General features: G+C 37.0%; 18 protein-coding genes and 2 pseudogenes. 4 read left to right on the plus strand and 16 right to left on the minus strand.

The window, feature by feature from the left end:
* The first annotated feature begins 351 nt into the window (after window positions 1-351).
* Together GYY69_RS00380 and GYY69_RS00385 are read left to right on the plus strand one after the other, a co-directional pair.
* Window positions 352-1,215, plus strand: coding sequence for an RNA ligase family protein (locus tag GYY69_RS00380; RefSeq protein WP_174795895.1), 864 nt, complete (start codon window positions 352-354; stop codon window positions 1,213-1,215).
* Entirely contained in the window at window positions 1,212-2,354 is a 1,143-nt protein-coding gene (locus GYY69_RS00385) for an AAA family ATPase (protein WP_174795896.1), read from the plus strand. The genes GYY69_RS00380 and GYY69_RS00385 overlap by 4 nt, the downstream gene beginning before the upstream one ends.
* Window positions 2,355-2,495: 141 nt before the next feature.
* Here the strand turns inward: GYY69_RS00385 and citG are convergent, their stop codons facing one another.
* From citG to pepN, 16 genes and pseudogenes are all read right to left on the minus strand, one after another.
* On the minus strand, window positions 2,496-3,389 hold the full coding sequence (gene citG, locus GYY69_RS00390) for a triphosphoribosyl-dephospho-CoA synthase CitG (protein ID WP_174795897.1): 894 nt from the start codon (window positions 3,387-3,389) through the stop codon (window positions 2,496-2,498).
* Between the two features lie 101 nt (window positions 3,390-3,490).
* A pseudogene (locus tag GYY69_RS12720) lies at window positions 3,491-5,035 on the minus strand (DNA translocase FtsK); the annotation flags it as partial.
* 909 nt (window positions 5,036-5,944) lie between these two features.
* Window positions 5,945-6,481 (minus strand): annotated as a pseudogene (locus tag GYY69_RS12725) (DNA translocase FtsK 4TM domain-containing protein); the annotation flags it as partial.
* A 102-nt stretch (window positions 6,482-6,583) separates the two neighbouring features.
* Window positions 6,584-7,108, minus strand: a complete 525-nt coding sequence (locus GYY69_RS00400) for a gamma carbonic anhydrase family protein (protein WP_174795899.1) — start codon at window positions 7,106-7,108, stop codon at window positions 6,584-6,586.
* A gap of 5 nt (window positions 7,109-7,113) precedes the next feature.
* Window positions 7,114-8,355, minus strand: coding sequence for a Bcr/CflA family multidrug efflux MFS transporter (locus GYY69_RS00405; RefSeq protein ID WP_202984910.1), 1,242 nt, complete (start codon window positions 8,353-8,355; stop codon window positions 7,114-7,116).
* Between the two features lie 133 nt (window positions 8,356-8,488).
* Window positions 8,489-9,178 (minus strand): 16S rRNA pseudouridine(516) synthase RsuA, encoded by a 690-nt coding sequence (gene rsuA, locus GYY69_RS00410; protein WP_174795900.1) that lies wholly within the window; start codon window positions 9,176-9,178, stop codon window positions 8,489-8,491.
* Between the two features lie 21 nt (window positions 9,179-9,199).
* Window positions 9,200-9,931: a class I SAM-dependent methyltransferase gene (locus tag GYY69_RS00415; protein WP_174795901.1), complete on the minus strand. Its 732-nt coding sequence runs from the start codon at window positions 9,929-9,931 to the stop codon at window positions 9,200-9,202.
* Window positions 9,918-11,945, minus strand: a complete 2,028-nt coding sequence (gene prlC / locus GYY69_RS00420; protein ID WP_174795902.1) for an oligopeptidase A — start codon at window positions 11,943-11,945, stop codon at window positions 9,918-9,920. Before prlC ends, GYY69_RS00415 begins: the two co-directional genes overlap by 14 nt.
* Window positions 11,946-12,040: 95 nt before the next feature.
* Window positions 12,041-12,298 carry a BolA family iron metabolism protein IbaG gene (gene ibaG / locus GYY69_RS00425; protein WP_174795903.1) on the minus strand — a complete coding sequence of 86 codons (258 nt, stop codon included), beginning with the start codon at window positions 12,296-12,298 and terminating at the stop codon, window positions 12,041-12,043.
* Window positions 12,299-12,388: 90 nt separating this feature from the next.
* A complete protein-coding gene (locus GYY69_RS00430) occupies window positions 12,389-12,661 on the minus strand; it encodes an STAS domain-containing protein (protein ID WP_174795904.1) in 273 nt (90 codons plus the stop codon).
* A gap of 6 nt (window positions 12,662-12,667) precedes the next feature.
* Complete coding sequence (mlaC, locus tag GYY69_RS00435; protein ID WP_174795905.1) at window positions 12,668-13,312, minus strand: phospholipid-binding protein MlaC; 645 nt, start codon at window positions 13,310-13,312, stop codon at window positions 12,668-12,670.
* Between the two features lie 9 nt (window positions 13,313-13,321).
* Window positions 13,322-13,906, minus strand: a complete 585-nt coding sequence (gene mlaD / locus GYY69_RS00440) for an outer membrane lipid asymmetry maintenance protein MlaD (protein WP_174795906.1) — start codon at window positions 13,904-13,906, stop codon at window positions 13,322-13,324.
* 11 nt (window positions 13,907-13,917) lie between these two features.
* A complete protein-coding gene (gene mlaE / locus GYY69_RS00445; protein ID WP_194240573.1) occupies window positions 13,918-14,697 on the minus strand; it encodes a lipid asymmetry maintenance ABC transporter permease subunit MlaE in 780 nt (259 codons plus the stop codon).
* Window positions 14,697-15,515, minus strand: a complete 819-nt coding sequence (gene mlaF, locus GYY69_RS00450; protein WP_174795907.1) for a phospholipid ABC transporter ATP-binding protein MlaF — start codon at window positions 15,513-15,515, stop codon at window positions 14,697-14,699. The genes mlaE and mlaF overlap by 1 nt, the downstream gene beginning before the upstream one ends.
* Window positions 15,516-15,729: 214 nt before the next feature.
* Window positions 15,730-16,059, minus strand: a complete 330-nt coding sequence (locus GYY69_RS00455) for a rhodanese-like domain-containing protein (protein WP_174795908.1) — start codon at window positions 16,057-16,059, stop codon at window positions 15,730-15,732.
* Between the two features lie 125 nt (window positions 16,060-16,184).
* Window positions 16,185-18,818, minus strand: coding sequence for an aminopeptidase N (gene pepN, locus GYY69_RS00460; RefSeq protein ID WP_174795909.1), 2,634 nt, complete (start codon window positions 18,816-18,818; stop codon window positions 16,185-16,187).
* 157 nt (window positions 18,819-18,975) lie between these two features.
* On the opposite strand from pepN, the gene pncB reads away from it, so the two are divergent.
* Together pncB and asnS are read left to right on the plus strand one after the other, a co-directional pair.
* The gene (gene pncB / locus GYY69_RS00465) at window positions 18,976-20,169 is read left to right on the plus strand and encodes a nicotinate phosphoribosyltransferase (RefSeq protein WP_174795910.1); all 1,194 of its coding nucleotides are present in this window, start codon (window positions 18,976-18,978) and stop codon (window positions 20,167-20,169) included.
* 160 nt (window positions 20,170-20,329) lie between these two features.
* Window positions 20,330-21,733 (plus strand): asparagine--tRNA ligase, encoded by a 1,404-nt coding sequence (gene asnS / locus GYY69_RS00470; protein WP_174795911.1) that lies wholly within the window; start codon window positions 20,330-20,332, stop codon window positions 21,731-21,733.
* Window positions 21,734-21,859 lie beyond the last annotated feature (126 nt).

Consider the following 21,859-nt stretch of genomic DNA (forward strand, 5'->3'; position numbering starts at 1 on the left):
CACAGAGCTGGTAAAGGGTTGTTGCAAAAATAGTCAGTTAGAGTGTTGATTTTATTTGTATTTTTATAAAAACAATTGATTTATAATTAATTATTTCCATAAATGATTATTTATTATAATTAAACTTGACAAAGCATGAGCAACTGTTGATAATAGCGCCGTTTTTTTAACCTGAATTTTTTATTATAGCGAGGTGGCAAAATGCCTGTAGTTAACACTTTATCTTAATGCCGACTTGGTATCTTCTATCATATTGTCTTTTGCTTAGTATTATCTAAGCCCCCTTCGTTGCAATTCAATCTATAGATTTTTGCCTTGTCGGTTTTCCCTTATTTTTTTGGAGAAAACATTATGACAATGGAATCTTATATTCAAAATTTAGAATTAATTAAATATCCACGAACACCGCACCTAGAAAGCTCACGCCTACAGGTTGGTGATAGTGAACATGGACAACGTCCTTATAAGCAATTAGCTGGTCAATATATCGTTATTGAAGAAAAACTTGATGGAGCAAACTGTGCTATTAGTTTTTCAGCTAGTGGTGAGCTGTTGCTTCAATCTCGAGGACATTACTTAATAGGTGGTTCACGAGAACGCCAATTTAACCTTTTAAAGCACTGGGCATGCGTGCATGAATATTGGTTACTTGAGCGTTTAGAAGATCGCTATATCCTTTATGGTGAATGGTTACACAAAAAACATGCTATTTTTTATGATGCTTTACCGCACTATTTTTGTGAGTTTGATATTTGGGATAGACAACAAAACTGTTTTTTATCTACCCTAAAGCGACATCAATTATTAGCAGGTGGTCCTGTTTTATCGGTACCTGTGTTATTTGCAGGGATTGCACCTTCTAAATTGGGCGATTTATTGGCGTTAGTCAAACCATCTTTGGCTAAAACCGCTAATTGGCGTACTTGCTTTGAGCAAATCGTGATGCGTGAAAAGCTTGACTTAAGCAAAGCTTGGCAACAATGTGATAACTCTGACTTGATGGAAGGGTTATATCTTAAAATCGAATCGGAAGAACAAACCATTGACCGCTTAAAATGGGTGAGACATGATTTTGTTCAGGCGATTTTAGATGCAGGGCAACATCATAGTGAACAGCCTTTTATTCCAAACCAATTAGCTCAAGGTGTTGAGTTATATACACCTCAATTAACAGTGAATTGGAATAATGGATGCCTAAACGGAGGTAAATTATGAATTACCAAGTACTAAAACAACAAATAGCAAGTACGTTGGCAACTGATGATTTTAGCCCATGGTTAACCTGTATTCCTGAGTTGAATAGTTTGATAATAACGCCACAAGATCCCTTGCATCATGGTGAGGGGAATGTTTGGGTGCATACGCAAATGGTTGTGCGTGCATTATTAACGCAAGAAGAGTTTACCAATGCAACAGAAGATGAGCAGTTTGTATTATTTATGACTGCTTTATTGCATGATATTGCGAAGCCAGAAACCACCGTCATAGATGAGTTGACAGGTAAAATCACACAACCAAGGCATTCCAAAAAAGGCGAAATTCGTAGTCGTATATTATTATGGCGAATGGGGGTGCCATTTGATTTGCGGGAACAAATCTGCCGAATCATTAGTGTACATCAAGTGCCTTTTTTTGCTTTAAGTGATGGCGGAAGAAATAAATCACCCGAATATTTAATTCACCGCTTATCGTGGCAACTGCCTATTTGGATGTTATGTCTGCAAGCTAAAGCTGATATGGAAGGTCGTATTTGTGCTGATAAACGCCGAGCGCTTGATGAAGTTGAACTCTTTAAGCAATTGGCGCTTGAAGAGGGGTGTTTATATCACCCTCGCCAATTTGTTGATGATTATACTCGGGTTCAATATTTTCGAGGTAGTAATGTATTACCCGATTATGCGTTATATCCCCAAGTAGGATCTAAGGTGATTATGCTGGCTGGTTTACCTGCATCCGGTAAAAATAGTTGGGTAAATAAGCATTATCCAACATGGCCGATTGCTTCTTATGATGATGCTAGAGCTGAATTAAAGCTAAAGCATGGTGAAAATGAAGGCTTAGTCATACAATTTGTTTTAGCAAAGGTAAAACAGTGGTTAAGAACTAAGCAATCTTTTATTTGGAATGCGACCCACTTATCACAGGAGATGCGTCAAAAAGCACTCGATTTGCTTTATGCTTATCATGCGGATGTGGAAATTGTTTATCTTGAGCAACCTGAAAAGGAGTTGTATCGTCGTAATTCAGCACGCGATACTACCTTGCCAAATAAAACGATTCAGCGGTTATTAAGTAAATGGGAAGTTCCATTACCGACTGAGGCTCATAAGGTGAGCTATTTAATCAATCAATAATTGTTATTCATCTTTGGTAATATTAAATTGGGGCTTGATATCAAAGCCCCTGATTTGTCGAATAGCTACATTAACTATTCAATTCTAATTATGTTTATGACTTTTCGATATCCATAAAGGCGATTTTTTTATTGGTTTATCTTATTTATTATATTGAGACAAAAACCAAGTGATCGCAATTAAATCGGCCGAACCACCGGGGCTTAAATTGCGTTTTATTAATTCGGTATCAAGTTGATACAAATTTTCCCGTACTTTGGGATTGATTATGCCACCTTGTTTGATGAGTTTTTTCGCTTGTTCTTGCACAAAAGCCAAGCCATCAAGGCCACCTCGTGAAACCAGATTAGTATCTTGATTAAAAGCAAGTAAATATAACATCGCCTGTAATAAGCAAGTTTCTTCATCATAGCCACTGTTTTGCATTTCTTGATAGATAGGTAGTGAAATATTTCGAACTGTTGCGTAGCCAGATTCTGCTTCTCCTCTTGCACCAGTAAGGTTGTGGCGTTTAAATAGCCTTTCGCCTACAGAATTGGTTTGATTATTTTGTTTTAGTTCACTTTGAACAATGCCTTGGCAAATGGATGAAACTGTATCGCAAATACTTTGTGCGTTGATTGGTAAGCCTATTTGTTCTAATTTGCCAATCGCGCCAAGCAGTAAACCAAAGGCAAATATCCCTCCTTTATGGGTATTAACTTGATTGGTGGCTTGGAACATGGCTTGTTCACACTCAATACCAATCGGTCTGATTCCTGCTAAAAATAGTTTGTTATCGTGTAAAGCGGATGCTTTGCCATATTGATAAAAACGTTCAAACCAGTTGCTAATGGCACTGATGCTGTGGACAAAGGTTTGAAAATCCATGTCACGGTGGGCACCACTGTTATTCATGTCAACTAATCCCGGCTTAGGTGATAGGCAAATTTCTTTAATTAATGCTTGGGTTGCTAATTGTGCAGGTAAGCATTGATTGGGCTCATTATTGAGTTTTAATTCTAATAATGCGATTTGTTGATAATAATTGTTCATTATTATTAATTACCTATTGGGGATGATAATTATCATGTTGTGTGATGCTAGTGTGTCATAAACCAATCTAGCGATTGAAATTGATTGGTTTATGACAATAATTAATAATCACTATGCGTTGATACCGCAAGTACTTCCCGATTACCGTTGTGGCTTGGGGCGCTAATAATGCCTTCTACTTCCATCTGTTCCACAATGCGGGCAGCTCGGTTATAGCCAATTCTAAATTTGCGTTGTACGCTAGAAATTGACGCTCTTCGTGTTTCAACAACAAAAGCGACAACTTGATCAAATAATGGATCGAGCTCTTCACTTAACATATCTGCGTTACCATTTTCACTTTCGTCGGTTGCTACAGTGACATTTTCGATATATTTTGGTGTGCCACGTGCTTTCCAATCTTGTACAACGGCGTGCACTTCTTCATCACGGACAAAGGCACCGTGAACGCGAATTGGAATAGAACTATTAGGGGCTAAATAAAGCATATCCCCCATACCAAGTAGTGATTCAGCGCCCATTTGATCTAAAATGGTACGCGAGTCAATTTTACTTGATACTGTAAAGGCAATGCGTGTTGGAATATTCGCTTTGATTAAGCCGGTAATAACATCAACCGATGGGCGCTGTGTCGCTAATACCAAGTGAATACCAGCCGCCCGTGCTTTTTGAGCAAGCCGTGCAATTAACTCTTCTACTTTTTTACCAACGGCCATAATAAGGTCAGCAAACTCATCAACCATAACCACAATGTACGGTAATTTTTCTAGTGTCGGCATGTTAAGATCCATGCTGTCTGTTGGTTTCCAAAGTGGATCGGGAATAGGCCTGCCCATTTGTTCTGCCAGTTTGATTTTTTCGTTATAACCGGCAATATTACGAACCCCTAACGCCGACATGAGTCGATAGCGTCGTTCCATTTCGTTAACACACCAATTAAGCGCATTGGCAGCATCTTTCATATCGGTTACTACTTGGGTTAATAAGTGTGGGATCCCTTCATAAATAGATAACTCAAGCATTTTCGGGTCAATCATAATAAACCTGACATCTTCAGGCTGTGATTTATACAAAATACTTAAAATCATTGCATTAACGCCGACAGATTTACCTGAACCTGTCGTACCGGCAACTAATAGATGTGGCATCTTTGCCAAATCAGCAACCACCGATTGTCCAGCGATATCTTTCCCTAATACTATCGTTAGTGGTGATTGCGCTTCTTTAAACTGTGGACTATCTAAGACTTCTCTAAAATAGACCGTTTGGCGATTTTTATTGGGTAATTCAATGCCAACATAAGGCTTACCTGGAATGACTTCGACCACACGTACTGATGGCATGGATAGTGAACGCGCTAAATCACGGTCTAGCGTTGAAATTCGTGCGGCTTTAATACCTGGTGCCAGTTCAATTTCAAAACGAGTAATCACTGGCCCCGGCAAATAATCAACCACTTTAGCTTTAACCCGGTAATCCGACAAACTTTTTTCAATTAGTTCAGACATGGCATTTAAAGCGACATGATCGATTTCGATTCGCGCTGTCGGTGGCGCGGTTAGCAAGTTTAGCGACGGCAAAGGTGTAGTTGGTTTAGGTAATGGTTTATCATTACGTCGTAATAATGGATGAATTAAGCTTTCTTCGTCGCTTTCATTGGAATAATTTTGAATATCTTCAACGCGATCTTCTTCTGGGTAGATATCGTCAATGATTGGATTGGCCTTTTTTAGCGCTTCGGTATCAATATATTCTAGCTGTTCTACATCTGCTACTTTTACTTCGGTTTCAGTTTCTGTATCAGCTATGTTTGCAATGTTAGCTAGGTTTTCTGTATCTGTAATAATCTCAGGCTCTTGGATAAATGACTGCTTAGATTCAATTATTTCAATTTTTGCAACATCTATAGTTGGTTCCAAGGATGTTTGTTCATGAGTAAATTTAATTTCAGGCTCGTTATGTACCAAAGTAAACAAGGGTTTACTTGGCGCATCAGAAATAGTGTATTTATCTGGCTCTCCAAATGATAATTTTTCTGCTGATTTTTGCGTTTGTATTACCTGTTTTATTTGCTCCATTGATGAAGACAATGCTTGTTCTTGATCTGGTGTGGCTTTGTCCGCATTTATGTTTTGAATAATCGATTCAAGGCGAGATAAAATTTCGTCTGGATTAAGTTCATTTCTTGGCGGATTGTCAATTGTTTGCGAGGTTATGGTTGACGATGGTAATTGAACGTCTTCGCGCGATGACCCGATTAATTCAGCGGTAGTTTTGATTGAAATTTCTTCATTGTCAGTCGATTCGGTAGTATTTGATGACTGCTCTTGTGATGCGTCATTGCTTGGGATAGTGGTTGATGTTTGAACGATATGGGGATTATCATCTTTGGTATCAAAAGGTATGGTAAATTGAGGCTCTTTTGTATCCTCATTGGACGGTACTATTGGTTTTTCTTGCTTTGAATCAGGTTGTGCAAGTTTATTTGTGATGCGAGGTTTCATTAACCACCTAATAGGTAACAGTAAAATCATGACAAAAGCACCTAATTTTTCAATTAGATTGAGCCATGATAATCCAGTTAATAATGTGACACAGGCTAAACAAGTTGCAAGAAGAATCAATGATAAAGCAAAACTATTTATAATAGGTAAAAGGCTTTCAATGACTATCGCACCAAGATACCCCCCCGCTTCAAACTGTTCAGAATCGCGGATATTTAAAGCAAAAAATCCAGTCGCACTAAATATGAATGCTAAAATCCCAATAATCCGAAATGAAAGACTAAAGTAGTTAATAGGATTATTCGCATGTTTATAAAAATAAACGCTTAATTGTAAACAGATAAAAACAGCAATGAAAGGTAAGCTATAAGCAATAAAACCTAAAAATTGAAAAAGAATATCGCTGGCATATGCACCAATATAACCACCAAAATTACTAATCGGAGAGTGCCAAGCCGTACGAGACCAACCAGGATCAGACGGATCGTAACTGAACTGTGATAAAAATAAACAAACAGATAAACCGATTATTATGAGTAGAATAAATTGATTAATAATCTGTTTTCTTGTAATTTTGGGCTTTTTCAAACAAGTACCTAAAAACTATTGCTAATAAAATTGCTGGCATTTTATCATAAATTGTGCCTGCTCACAGAGGCAATAGCATCGAAAACACAATTTATTGTTGGGTTATTCTGTTATGGGAAATAGGGTTGAATTAAATCTGATACCATTTTGTACATATCGTTGCGCATTAGTAATATTGGCAGTAATTTCAGCCTCGGTCAATTTACGGATAATTTTAGCGGGCGATCCCATAATTAAACAACCTTCTTCATAAGGTATAGTGTGTGTTACTAGCGAGTTGGCGCCAACAAGACAATTTTTTGCAATTTTGGCATTGTTTAATATAGTACTACCCATACCAATTAATACATTATCTGCAATTGTGCAGCTATGTAGGATTACATTATGTCCAATTGTGACATTTTCGCCGATAATGCAAGGAATATCAGTTTCAATATGGATAGTAGTGTTATCTTGTACGTTACTATTTTTGCCAATACGTATGGGGGCTATATCACCCCGTAAAACAGCGTTAAACCAAATAGATACGCCTTCTTGTAATACAACATCACCAATGATATCGGCAGATTTTGCAATAAAACAATTTGGATGAATTTGTGGATATAAATCGCCTAGTTGATAAATCATAATGATCACCTTTTGCTGTTTTTGACACTCAAAAATAAGCTAACAGAAAGAAAATTACATAACACCATAGAGCCAACCATTAACCACTCTGTTGTATTATCGATCGTTATGGTTGTAGCGGTATGCGTTGCTACCAATGTTGATAATAATATTCCTAATGCACCCGCGACAGCGAATCGAATTGTACCGGCAAGAGAAGATGCCGTGCCAGCAATATGCGGGTAAAAATCTAAAACGACGGCCATGCTATTGCCTCCAATGGTTGACATACAACCAATATAACCAGCAACACAAGCAACAAGATAGGCAAATCCCAAATTAAATACTGTGACGAGCATCAGCCCTATTGCCATAATAAATTGGAGCAAAAGACCGAGCCGCATCATTTTTATAGCGCCAACATGTTTAACAAATCGACTATTTAATGTATTCATGAAAACCATCACTATGATATTGAACGCAAAGTAGTAACCAAAATTAATTGATGCAACACCATGCAGATTCATATAAACAAAAGGCCCTAAACTTAAAAATGAAAACAATCCCGCACCTGAAAACGCACCTATCATCATATAAGTTAATACTTGTCTATGGCGAAATAGTGTAATGAAATTACTCAATATACGCATTAAACTGAATTTATCTCGTTTTGCTTTGGCTAGTGTTTCAGGAATCAATGTAATGACTAGAATAAAACAGGTCAAAGCAATTAGGCTAATAGTGTAGAAATTGGCTTGCCAATTAAACCAATATAAAATAAAACCACCAATAATTGGTGCTAATAACGGTGCAACATTGGATATCAGCATTACAAATGACATCATTTTAGAAAATTCATCACGGTCACGATAAATATCTTTCATTAACGCATTAATCACGATTGTTGTTGCCGCCGCTGCAATGCCATGAAAAAATCGAGCAGTGATTAATTGATTAATATTGGCCGCAATACCACAGTTTAACGCTGCAACTATAAAAATAATTAGACCAAAAATTAATACGTTACGCCGTCCATAACTGTCAGTGAGCGGTCCAAATAAAAGTTGACCAACAGAAAATCCTAATAAATAGCAGCTAATGGTTAACTGTACAGCCGAATCAGCTACATTAAAATCACGAGCGATAGTTGGCATACTTGGTAAATACATATCTATGGATAAAGGCATTAGCATAGAGAGTAATCCAAGAATAAAAATCAGTGCTTTTTTAGAAATTTTAAGATTAACTAAAGTATTTTGGGATGGCACGTCGTACTTCCTTCAAATTGTATTCAAAATACGCATAACAAAATGCGTGACCATAAATGACACAAAATTATTTAAAAAATCTTTAATTATCTAAATGGAAAGTTGTGGCTCAGATCTCAGTAAATTATACCTATCAATTAAACGAGTCAATTTCATCTTGTGTAAGTGGGCGATATTCCCCTTCGGGTATATCTAGGATTACTTTGCCTATCTGTATGCGATGCAACGCAACAACATGATTATTGACTGCAGCAAACATGCGTTTAACTTGATGATATCGCCCTTCACTAATGGTTAATTCAGCGTGAAAATCATCGATAATATGTAATTTAGCGGGTTTAGTGAGTGATTTCTCACTTTTTAATTGAATGCCATTGTTAAATATATCAATCAGTTCAATGTCTAATGGTTGTTCAACCGTGACGGCATAGACTTTTTCACAATGATGCTTGGGTGAGGTAATTCGGTGTGACCATTTACCATCATCGGTCAGCAATACAAGCCCAGTCGTATCAAGATCAAGCCTGCCAGCTGCATGCAATTTTTCAGGCATCGGCTCATCAATAAAATAAAGAATAGTGGGATGGTCGGGATCATCGGTTGAACAAACATAGCCTTGAGGCTTATTGAGCATGAAATAGCGTTGGCTGGTAACTTGTTCGATTTGATAACCATCATAATGAACAATCTGTTTTGGCGATAATTGATAAGCGCCTGATTTTATAATCTCACCATCAACAGTTACTTTTTTCGCTTTGAGTTCTTTGGTGACAATTGTACGACTGGCGCCTAAGTGATGAGCAAGAAATTTATCTAATCGCATAATTTAAAACATGTTCCTGTATTACTTTAAAGGTGTATATATATCAAAACGGTGATTTTTAGTTTTTATTTCAGCCGTTGGTTTTTGATTAGCTAAAAACGGTGCATAATCGGGTCTTTTGACCACAACCCGTTTTTGGGCTAATTTTCTTGCTGGCTCTAATAAGCTATCTGCATCATTATCACTACCAACCAGTTGTTGAAAAATGCGCATCTCTTTTTTGACAAGTGCACTTTTTTGACGATGTGGAAACATGGGATCGAGATAAATCACATCGGGTTTTTCTGGGTAAGTACTTAATCCCTCAATGCTTGAATGATAAATTAAACGTAAATGCTGCTCAAGCCAACTACCAATGTGGGGATCTTGATAGGCACGCTGTAAACCATCTTCTAATAATGCAGCAACGACAGGGTGCCGCTCAAACATAGTGACATGACAACCGATAGATGCTAAAACAAAGGCATCTCGACCAAGCCCAGCTGTGGTATCAACAACTGTAGGTAAATACTCACCTTTTACCCCGACTGCTTTAGCAATTGCTTCACCACGACCACCACCAAATTGACGACGGTGAGCCATTGCTCCTGAAACGAAATTAACACATATCGAACCTAATTTTGCTTCGTCAGTCTTTTGTAACTCAAGTTGATTGTTTTGGGTAATCAGAGTGAACGGTAAATCGGCATGTGCCGATAACCACTGCTCAGCTAATAATTTTAGCTGAGCTAAGTTAGGACTAGTGGATACCATAATGACGAAGTAATGCTTCAAGTTGAGGTTCGCGGCCTCGGAAATTTTTAAATAGTGTCATTGGTTCATCGCTACCGCCTTGCGACAAGATGTTATCAAGAAATGCATTCCCCGTTTTGGCGTTGAAGATGCCTTCTTCTTCAAAACGTGAAAATGCATCAGCAGATAATACTTCTGCCCATAAATAGCTGTAATAACCTGCAGCATAACCACCAGCAAAGATATGACTAAATGCATGCGGGAATCGACCCCATTCAACAGTAGGCACAACAGCGACTTGCTTTCTTACTTCGGCTAATGTGTTTAAAATATCTGGATCTTTTTGTGTATGTAATTTAAAGTCAAAAAGACCAAATTCCAATTGGCGTAAAATAAATAGCGCGGCTTGATAGTTTTTAGCATCTAGCATCTTTTCTAACATGTCTGCGGGCAGTGGTTCGCCAGTTTGATAATGTCCTGATATAAATGCAAGCGCTTCAGGTTGCCAACACCAGTTTTCTAGGAATTGACTAGGTAATTCAACGGCATCCCAAGGTACTCCATTAATACCTGCGACAGATGAAGTATCAATTTCGGTTAACATGTGGTGCAAACCATGACCAAACTCATGAAATAGGGTGGTGACTTCATCGTGCGTAAATAGCGCTGGTTTGTCGCCAACCGGGCGATTAAAGTTACAGGTTAAATAGGCAACCGGTTTTTGTACATGTCCGTCAGCAAAACGCATACGGCCAATACAATCATCCATCCAAGCGCCACCACGCTTGTGTTCGCGTGCATATAAATCAAGATAGAAGCTACCTTTTAATTCACCGTTAGCGGCAAACAGATCATAAAATTTTACTTCAGGATCCCAAACTTCAACGCCTTGTCGTTCTTTGGCTGTAATACCAAAGATGCGGTGTACTACCTCAAATAAACCACTAATTACTCTTTGCTGTGGAAAATAAGGACGCAACTCTTCATCGTTAATGGTGTACAAGTACTGTTTTTGTTTTTCACTATAATAAGCCACATCCCATGGCTTGATATCACTAGCACCAAAAAACTCATAAGCATAACGTTTAAGTTCAGCAAGCTCTTTTTCGCCTTGAGGTTTAGCTTTAGTTGCTAAATTGGTTAAAAATTCGATGACTTGCGAGGTGGATTCAGCCATTTTTGTTGCAAGTGATTTATCTGCATAGGTATTGAAGCCTAGTAATTGTGCAAGCTCATTACGTAGTGTTAAGATTTGTTTGATGATCTCTGTATTATCCCACTTACCAGCATGGGGGCCTTGATCTGATGCACGAGTAGTATAGGCTTGATAAAGTTCAAATCGTAGATCACGGTTATCACAATAAGTCATAACAGGAAGGTAACTTGGCATATCTAAAGTCAGTAACCAACCCTCTTCGCCTTTTATTTTGGCTTGTTCTTGAGCAGCAGCAAGTGCACTTTCAGGCATGCCAGAGAGTTCTTTGATATCAGTAATTAGTTTTGACCAACCCATGGTCGCATCAAGTACATTATTGCTATATTTTGAGGATAATTCTGATAATTTTGCGACAATTTCACCATAGCGTTTTTGTTTATCATCAGGTAAACCAATTCCAGATAATTCAAAATCACGTAATGCATTATCAATAACTTTTTTCTGTGCTTTGCTTAACGTCGCATATTGTTCGCTTTCTTTGAGTTGTTTATAGGCTTGATATAAAGGTTTATGTTGTCCAACCCATGTGCTGTATTCAGATAATAATGGCAGACAAGCTTCATAAGCTTCACGTAATTCAGGGCTATTTTTAACTGAATTAAGATGGCTAACTGGCGACCAAGCTCGACCAAATTTTTCGTCCATTTCATCAATTGGTTGGATTAAGTTATCCCAAGTGTATTGGCTATTTTGTTTTAGTACTGTTTCAATTGTATTTCTGCAGTTTTTTAAAGTTTCTTGTATAGCAGGCAAAACATGCTCGGGCTTAATTTGTGAAAAGAGTGGTAATGGTGCATCTGTTAATAATGGATTAGTCATGTAGCGATACCTTTATACACATGGGTTGTCTATTGATAGAACATAATATGGTGGCAAATTCAGTTAATTCAAGAGAATGTCATGCTTGGGAAGCATTATAATCCCATCAATTTGCGTTCGCGCTGCCATTCAGTAGGGGTATAAGTTTTTATAGAAAGAGCATGGATACGGTTGTCATGGATGAATTCTGCCAAAGGGGCATAAATTGCTTGTTGTTTTTTTACGCGACTTAAATCGGCAAATAATTCACCGACAGCAATAACTTGAAAATGGCTACCATCATCGGTCAAAACATGTACATCATCAAGCTCAAGCGAATTTTTTAATTTATTGATTATTTCTTCTTTATTCATTACTCATACTCATTATTAATGTAAATTATGGAAGTTATTTTTGTTAAAAAGTTTCAGGTAACTATGCGTTTTAGTATAAAACCTAACTTTTTAAACATTGATCACAGGTTGTAGATCATACAAGGTAATTAATGTTTGTAGCTGAGGATTAATACCTTTGAGCTTTACATCATATTTATTGCAAAAATAAATTAACGTCGCGAGCCCTGAAGAATCAACTCGAGTAAGTTGCCCTACATCAATGTATTTGACACTGTTTAAAATGGTGTTTTGTGTTGACCATAAATCGTTTAAAGAGTGAACATCAAGTTCACCCTGTAAACATAATATATCTTGTAGTTGTTCTGTTTTGATTCGCGACATTATCGACTAACCTTTTTGTTTAGCATTTGGATCAATATTGCGATTTGAAAGATCAGTTAATTGCTTAGTTAATGCATCAATACCGTTTTGACGTAAAATAGTTGACCATTCATTTTGTTTTGTGGTGATCATGCTTACACCTTCAGCAACTAAATCATAAGCTTTCCATTCGCCAGTGACAGAGTTTTTACGCCATTGAAAATCAATACGCAATGGTTGTTGATTTTTATCCGGTTGATTTAATAAAACACGAATAGAAATAAGTGTTTTGCCAGTTAGATCTTTTGGCGATTCAACTTGATAGGTTTGACCATTATACATAGATAATGCTTGAGCGAAAGCTTGTACCAGATAGTTTTCAAAAGCCGCAAAATAAGCTGTACGTTGTGCTTCTGTTGCACTTTTATAATAATTACCTAGAATCAATGCGCCAGCATATTTGACTTGTACATAAGGTAATAGATCCGATCTTACAATCTCTTTGAGTTTGTTAGGGTTTGATTTTAAAGCTGCGGATTGTGCATTCATGGTGCTAAAAATCTTATCAGCAGAAACTTGCATTTCTTTATAGGGATCGTTTTCAGCAAAGGCTGTAGCACTAAACATTAAAACTAATACTAAAAAAACGGCTTGTTTGAATTTGGTTAACATAGTCACTCCTTACTTTTCGTTTGTATCTTGCGTATCTTGTTTTTTATCTTTATCAGTCGAACCCCCGGCACTATAAAGGAACTGACCAATTAAGTCTTCAATAACCATAGCAGGTTTAGTGTTATATATTACAAAACCGTCGTGAAAATAGGCTGGTTCATGCTGATTTATTGGCAAACTATTGTTTGTACCTTCGCTATCTAATGAATCAAGCTCCATTTCAGTATTTTTATCAAGTCCAAAGTTGATATCAATAAATTGTTCGCCTAATAAACCCGATGTTTTAATTGAGAGAGAACTTGAGCTTGGAATTTGATTGTATTGCGCATCAATATCCATTGTCACATAGGGTTTATACACATCAAGATCTGATGATTTTAGCGTTATATTGCTTACTCGACCAATTACAACGCCACCAATTTTGATAGGAGAACGTGCTTTTAATCCCCCAATATTATCAAATACAGCATAAACTCGATAGGAATTATGGCTAGCAAATGATGTTGGATCGGTTACTCTAAAACATAAAAATAGCACTGAACAAATGACCAGCACCATAAATAATCCTACTGTAATTTCGATTTTACGACTCATGTTTAATGACCTCAATGACTAAACATTAATGCGGTTAAAATAAAATCTAACCCCAAAATAACTAATGATGAATAAACAACAGTGCTTGTTGTTGCTCGACTAATTCCTTCTGATGTTGGTACACAATCATAACCATTAAAAAGTGCAATCCAAGTGCTAGCGATGGCAAATGCAAAGCTTTTGACAAAGCAGTTTCCTAAATCATGCCACCAATCAACATTGCTTTGAATAGATGACCAAAAAAAGCCCGCATCAATACCTTTCCAATCAACACCAACAAGCGCACCACCTAAAATGCCAACGGTGACAAAAATTGCAGTTAAAAACGGCATACTAAAAAATCCAGCCCAAAAACGTGGAGCGATAATACGCCGTAATGGATCAATTGCCATCATTTCCATACTTGATAACTGTTCAGTTGCTTTCATTAAGCCGATTTCGGCTGTTAAAGCAGAGCCTGCACGCCCAGCAAACAGTAAACCTGCGACAACAGGCCCTAATTCGCGAAGTAGGGCTAGCGCAACCATCATCCCAAGGCTTGCTTCGGCTCCAAAGGTGGTTAGTATAAAATAACCTTGCAGAGCCAAAACCATGCCTATAAAAAGACCAGAAACAATAATAATAGTGAGAGATTGTACTCCAACAAAATAAAATTGCTTAACGAGTAATGGAAATTGTTTGTTAAATTGTGGCTTACCAATCAATGCCCCAAACAGCATAACACCGGAACGACCAATCATCGCAATGATATTGATAAACCATTGCCCTAATTTTGCCAGTAAATTCAACATTATTTTATACCTCTGCTTAGGTCTAATCGGTAATCATCAGCAGGATAATGAAAAGGAACTGGTCCATCAGCCAAACCGTCAAGGAACTGTTTAACGCGTAAATCGTTATTATCACGCAGTTGCTGTGGTGTACCGCCTGCAATAATATGCTGTTCAGCTACAATATAAGCATGATCTGCAATACTGAGTACTTCGCTCACATCATGGCTCACAACAATGCAGGTTAATCCTAATGATTGGTTAATTTCAGATATCAGCTTAACAATTACGCCCATTGAGATAGGATCTTGTCCTGCAAACGGTTCGTCAAACATAATTAGATCGGGATCAAGCGCAATAGCTCTAGCTAAAGCGGCTCGCCTTGCCATACCACCAGATAGTTCGGCTGGCATCATTTGAGCCGCGCCCCGTAAGCCAACCGCTTGTAATTTCATTAATACTAAATTATGCAGTATAGGTTCAGGTAGATTAAGGTGTTCACGTAATGGATAGGCTACATTGTCAAATACCGTTAGATCAGTAAATAAGGCACCAGATTGAAATAACATGCTCATGCGTTTACGTACTTCATACAATCTTGAACGTGACATGCTGGGCACATCTTCACCATCAAATAAAATTTTTCCTGATTGCGGTTTTAATTGTCCACCAATTAGGCGTAATAAGGTGGTTTTACCAATGCCAGATGGTCCCATAATTGCCGTGACTTTTCCTTTTGGGACATTCAGATTCATATTTTTATAAATAGGTCTTGTTCCACGATAAAAAGACATATCATGGATTTCAACCAAATTCTGCTGTAATGCCTTGCCCACCATTATTTCCTATACTACTAAAATTATAATTGTGCCTATTTTACTTGATATTTGTAAATAAAGAAATCAATTAAACGCATCGCCAATTTGTGAATAGTTTGTAAATAAATAATTTTTATACTTTAAATATTATATGAAAACACATAATCAAAATGGTTATTGGGTAATGCCTAAAGAATAAACGAGAAAAAATAAAGCCCGTTTGATAACGGGCATTTTAATATCTTGGCATTTGTTGATCAATTATGCATGCCCAAGCATCAATCCCGCCCGTAAGGTTATATAGGAAGTTGGGATCAAAGCCATTTTCTGCTAAATAATAAGCAACATTTAGGCTTCGCCTGCCATGATGACAATAAATAACTATATCTATTTCGTCTGGGATTTTATCTAAATATAGCGGGATCATATTCATTGGAATATGCGTTGCGTGATTGATACTGCAGATGGCTACTTCATTGGGTTCGCGTACATCAAGTAAAAATAGATTATCTTGTTGCTTTAATTTTTGTACAAGTTCGGCCGGGGTGATTTCTTTTATTGTCATTATGTAAAGCTCATTAGAATAATTGTCAAAAAGTTTCAGGTAGGTATGTGTTTCAGTATAAAACTTAAATTTTAATTTAATTAATATCATCTGGCAATGATATTGCCAGATGATATTTTTACCACCTATACAGCTAATGCTTTGCTAATTTTTTCAAATAAATCTTTAGATAAATTTTCAATTTTTAGCAAGGCTTCAAGTGCTTTTCGCATCTGTTGTTGACGTTTTTCGTCATAACGTTTTAATCGAATCAGCGGATCGATGAGTCTTGCTGCAACTTGCGGATTTTTTTGGTTTAACTCTGTGAGGATTTCAACTAAGAATTGATAACCACTACCATCTTTAGCATGAAATGCCACAGGGTTATTATTTACAAAGGCACCAATTAATGCGCGGATGCGATTTGGATTACTGAGCGTAAATGAGCGGTGAGTTAATAATTTTTTCACTGTAGCAAGGACATTTTTATCTGGGCTTGTTGCGTTCAATGCTAACCATTTGTCCATAACAAGCCCATCTTGATGCCATTTATCATCAAAGTCTACTAATAGCTCAGTTCGACAATCAAGTTTAGCTTTTACCGCTACATTCAAGGCAGCTAAACAATCAGTCATATTATTTGCTTGATAATATTGTTGGCTAACTAATGTATTAGCGTGCGAATTGTCATCAGCATAGGCTAATAAAGTTAAACAACAGTTTTTAAGTGAGCGCTTAGCAATATCATTATGTTTAATTTGATATTGTAAAGTGTTATTGTGGTGATAAACGGCTAATAATTCATCATAAAGTTCGTTTGCAAACTGAGTTAGTAAAAACAGACGGACTTCATGAATAGCGATTGGATCAACCACAGTAAATAAATTAGCTAATTCGTTTTCAGATGGCAAGGTCAAGATCTGCGCAATAAGGAAAGGATCAGTATTTTCTGATAACAGTACCGCCCGAAATGCATCTAATACTGAATCAGGTAGCATTATTTTTTGATTTTCTTGATAATTTTTTACATTTAAACGAACATATTTTGCCAATAGCATTTGCGCTGCATCATAGCGGCTAAATGCGTTAGTCGCGTGCTGCATTAGGAAAATGAGATCATTATCTTGATAATCATAAGTCAACTTAACGGGTGCTGAAAAATTACGTAATAATGAAATGATCGGCTTTTCAGTCACGTTATCAAAAATAAATTGTTGTGTGCTCTGTGTTAAATTTAAAACATGGTGAATAGGTTGGCCTTGGTATTGCAATGTAATAACTTTGCCATCATGTTGATATAATTCAATATCAAGCGGGATATGTAATGCTTGTTTTTGATTTTGATCTTGTGTTGCTGGCGTATATTGCTCTACCGTTAAAGTATATTGTTGGTTTTTTTCGTCGTAATTATCGGTAACGGTTAGTTCAGGTGTACCTGATTGACTATACCATAATTTAAACTGAGTTAAATCTATACCTGAGGCATCTTGCATGGCTGCAACAAAATCATCACACGTTGCGGCACTGCCATCATGGCGTTTGAAGTAGAGTTTCATGCCTGCTTGAAATTTATCTTCACCTAACAAGGTATGCATCATACGAATAACTTCAGCTCCTTTTTCGTATACGGTGACTGTATAAAAGTTATTCATTTCAATGACTTGTTCAGGGCGAATAGGGTGAGACATAGGGCTGGCATCTTCGGCAAATTGAACGGTACGTAAAAGTTTTACATCTTCAATCCGTTTGACTGCACGAGATCCCATATCGGCGCTAAATTCCTGATCACGAAATACCGTTAATCCTTCTTTTAAACTGAGTTGGAACCAGTCACGACAGGTGACTCTATTACCTGTCCAGTTGTGAAAATATTCATGACCAATTACCCCTTCAATACCTAGATAGTCATCATCTGTTGCTGTTTGTGGTTTGGCAAGCACATATTTTGAATTAAAGATATTTAATCCTTTGTTTTCCATTGCTCCCATATTGAAAAAATCGACTGCAACGATCATAAAAATATCTAAATCATATTCAAGTCCAAAACGTGTTTCGTCCCAACGCATGGCATTTTTTAAACTTGTCATTGCCCAGTGCGAACGATCTAAATTACCTTTATCAACATAAATTTCTAAATCAACTTTACGTTTGGATTGCGTGATAAACTGATCTTTTAAAATATCAAAATCACCAGCAACTAAAGCAAATAAGTAGGCTGGTTTAGGAAAGGGATCTTGCCATTGTACCCAATGACGTCCATCAGCAAGTTCACCTTGCGCGATGCGATTACCATTTGAAAGTAGGTAAGGATAGCGTTGTTTATTGGCGGTAATGCGTGTTGAAAAACGTGCAAGTACATCGGGTCTGTCAAGATAATAGGTGATATGACGAAATCCTTCCGCTTCACATTGCGTACAAAGTGCTTCGCCTGATACATATAATCCTTCAAGTGCGGTATTATCAATTGGTTTGATTTCGTTAACAATCGTTAAAGTAAACTCAGCAGGCACGTTTTGAATGATTAATCCTGTTTTCGTGATTTGGTAATCATGCCATGGTTGCTCGTCGATATTAATGGAAATCAATTTAAGGTCTTCGCCATCTAAAATTAAATCGCTCGCTTGCTGGTTTTTTTGAACGACGTGGCTACGAGCTGTTACTGTTGTTATTTCGGGCGCTAAATCAAAATCAATATCAATGTCGGTAATAGTAAAATTAGGCGCTTTATAATCAAGACGGTTTTTTGCAATAGGTTGCGATTCAGGTGTTTTTGTATTCATGTTGTTATGACCTTTTGGTTTGGACTCAATTTATACGTTGTGCTAGTGAATATTATAGCTGATTAAAAACAATCTTATTACATAATTAATCTATATCTTCATTATTATTCTGCTATAATCTCTAGAATTTTCTTTAAAGTAATAGCATTAAATTTACATGTTACCAGCGATAATTACATCAATATTAGATACTGATGCTTATAAGTTGCATATGCAACAGGCCGTATTTCATCACTATCCTGAAGCAACCGTGGTTGCACAGTTTCGTTGTCGTAGTGATGATCTACTTGGGCAATATGCAGATCAAATAATACATCAAGTGAAATTAATGGAATCATTAGCGCTGTCTGATGATGAATTTAGCTATTTATCAAATATCTCCTTTTTTAAATCTGACTATTTAAATTGGCTTAAAAAATGGCGTTTTAATAGTAATTTGCTTACTATAAAAAATGAAGATGGGAAGCTTTCCATTACAATTAAAGGAAAATGGTTAGATGTCATTTTATGGGAAGTGCCATTACTTGCTGTTATTAGTGAGGTTGTCCATAAAGATCGTTCGCCAAATATTGGCGTTCCTGAAGCATTGGCAAGGCTAAAAGATAAATTAGCCTTGTTTAATGAAAAAACAGCTAATATGGATATGTCGGGTTTTAATTTAATGGATTTTGGTACTCGTAGGCGTTATTCGTTTGCGGTGCAAGAAGCTATTGTTAGTTATTTGAAATCGCATTTTAATAACTTTCATAGCACTAGCAATTATTTACTCGCCTATCGTTTAGGGCTTACGCCTGTTGGAACTCAAGCACATGAGTGGTTTCAAGCTCATCAGCGTTTAGCCCATAATCTTCAGGATTGCCAAATAAATGCACTTCAGGTTTGGTTAGATGAATATCCTCATGACTTGGGGGTGGCATTGACCGATTGTATTACAATGGATGCGTTTTTACGTGATTTTGATTTATACTTTGCATCTCACTACCAAGGGCTTCGCCATGATTCGGGCGATTCAATTGAATGGGGCGAAAAAGCGATTGCGCATTACCAGCAGTTAGGCATTGATCCTAAAACAAAGTTATTGGTATTTTCAGACAGCTTAAATTTTGATAAAGCGATTAACATCTATCAGCATTTTAACCACCGCGTAAAATTATCTTTTGGCGTGGGTGGTTTTTTAGCTTGTGATATTCCCTCTAAAAATGCCAATACTAAAGCATTGAATATTGTGCTTAAATTAACGGAATGTAATAATCAATCCGTTGCGAAGCTATCAGATAGCCCTGGGAAAACGATATCTCAGGATTTAGATTTTATTGATGAATTAAAACGAACTTTTAGCGTTAAAATTTGATAATAATTCATATTTAACCTATGTTCATATTAGAAAATAGAAATCAGTAATCAAGATTTTATTATTCAAAAATTCCATTTTGCTATGGAATAACCGTTAGAATAGATCTGTATTACTTTAAAGATTACTTAAACAATTAATGTAGAGATGGATAATTAAAATGACTTCAGTTGCACCTATTGTTGATGTGTTACAAGGCAAAATTGCTGTTGGTAGCACAATTTCTGTTCAGGGTTGGGTAAGAACTCGGCGTGATTCTAAAGCAGGCATATCATTTTTAGCCGTTTATGATGGTTCTTGCTTTGATCCTATTCAAGCGGTTATTGAAAATAATTTACCTAATTATGAACAAGAGATCTTACGTTTAACGGCTGGGTGTTCGGTTAAAGTCACGGGTAAAGTGGTGGAATCACCAGGTCAAGGTCAGAAATATGAATTACAAGCAGCGCAAGTTACAGTATATGGCTTTGTTGACGATCCTGAAACTTACCCAATGGCAGCTAAACGTCACTCTATTGAATATTTGCGAGAAGTGGCTCATTTACGAGCAAGAACCAATATTGTTGGTGCGATAACGCGTGTACGCCATACGCTTGCACAAGCAATTCACCAGTTTTTTGATGAACGTGGTTTTTATTGGTTATCAACACCAATTATTACTGCATCAGATACCGAAGGGGCGGGCGAAATGTTCCGTGTTTCAACACTGGATATGTTAAATCTGCCTAAATCGGACAATGGTAAGGTTGATTTTGATAAAGACTTTTTCGGTAAAGAAGCTTTTTTAACTGTTTCTGGGCAACTAAATGCCGAAACTTATGCTTGTGCGCTTTCTAAAGTTTATACTTTTGGTCCAACATTTAGAGCTGAAAACTCAAATACCACTCGCCATTTAGCTGAATTTTGGATGATGGAGCCTGAAGTGGCATTTGCTGATCTCAATGACAATGCTAAACTTGCCGAAGATATGCTGAAATATGTGTTTAAAGCTGTGTTAGAAAAACGGGCTGATGATATGCAATTTTTTGCCCAGCATGTTGATAAAGAAGCAATCAATCGCCTTGAGAACTTTATTAATGCTGATTTTGCGCAAGTGGATTATACCGATGCTATTACCATTTTGCAAAACTGTGATGCTCAGTTTGAAAACCCTGTCAGTTGGGGAATTGATTTAGCCTCAGAGCATGAACGTTACTTAGCGGAACAACATTTTAAAGCACCAGTGGTTGTCAAAAACTACCCTAAAGACATTAAGGCGTTTTATATGCGTATGAATGATGATGGTAAAACCGTTGCAGCAATGGACGTTTTAGCACCGGGGATTGGTGAAATTATTGGTGGTTCTCAGCGTGAAGAGCGTTTAGATATGTTGGATAAACGAATGGAAGAAATGGGGCTGAAGAAAGAAGATTATTGGTGGTATCGTGACTTACGCCGTTACGGCACAGTGCCGCACTCGGGGTTTGGACTTGGTTTTGAACGCTTAATTGTGTATGTAACAGGTGTTCAAAATGTACGCGATGTGATCCCATTCCCAAGAACGCCACGTAATGCGAATTTTTAAGTTGATTAAATTCCCAACCAAAATTTGGTTGGGAATAAAAATTAAAAAACCCAGTTTTATGTACAAAAAACAATCAAACAGGCTCATTTTTAGCCTTAGACATCACATTTAATGAAAAGTTCGCTT

This window comes from Gilliamella sp. ESL0250, from assembly GCF_013345045.1.
Lineage (GTDB): Bacteria > Pseudomonadota > Gammaproteobacteria > Enterobacterales > Orbaceae > Gilliamella > Gilliamella apicola_H.